This is a genomic window from Methylophaga sp. UBA1464, assembly GCF_002325665.1.
In the GTDB taxonomy this organism is placed as follows: domain Bacteria; phylum Pseudomonadota; class Gammaproteobacteria; order Nitrosococcales; family Methylophagaceae; genus Methylophaga.
Map to the genome: position 1 here is coordinate 26,714 of NZ_DCSO01000084.1, position 510 is coordinate 27,223.

The following is a 510-nucleotide window of genomic DNA, read 5'->3' on the forward strand; positions in this document are numbered from 1 at the left end:
TATTCAATTGCCTGAATGTCATTCAGGCGTTTAAAAAAGTTAATTTCTGGGCAACTAATGCCTAAGTGATTTTCCTCAAAAAAAACAAATCCGGATTTGAAAGCAAATTAAAAGGAACGCGATATGGAAACTCTCTCAGCAAACAGCAACAGCAGCGTGTCATGGGCAGCTATTTTTGCCGGAGCGGTCAGCGCTGCGACCATGACCCTAATCATGTTACTGCTCGGTTTTGGATTAGGATTTTCAGTGATTTCGCCCTGGCAGAATGAAGGTGTGAGTATGCAAACCATTGGCTGGTCAACGATTATCTGGCTGACGGTAACACAACTTGTTTCCGCTGGATTGGGTGGCTATATAGCCGGTCGATTAAGAACCCGATGGACTGATATTAATATTGATGAAGTCTATTTTCGTGACACAGCACATGGCCTGATCAGTTGGGCTGTGGCAACGCTTCTGGTCGCGGTCTTAATTCTTTCCAGTGTGGGCGCGGTGATTAGTGGTACTGCC

Annotated in this window: 1 protein-coding gene; it reads left to right on the forward strand. The window is 45.3% G+C overall.

The window, feature by feature from the left end:
* Positions 1-123: 123 nt before the first annotated feature.
* Positions 124-510 (forward strand): hypothetical protein (locus B3O33_RS10710; RefSeq protein ID WP_292363565.1); only part of this gene is annotated, 387 nt, incomplete at its 3' end.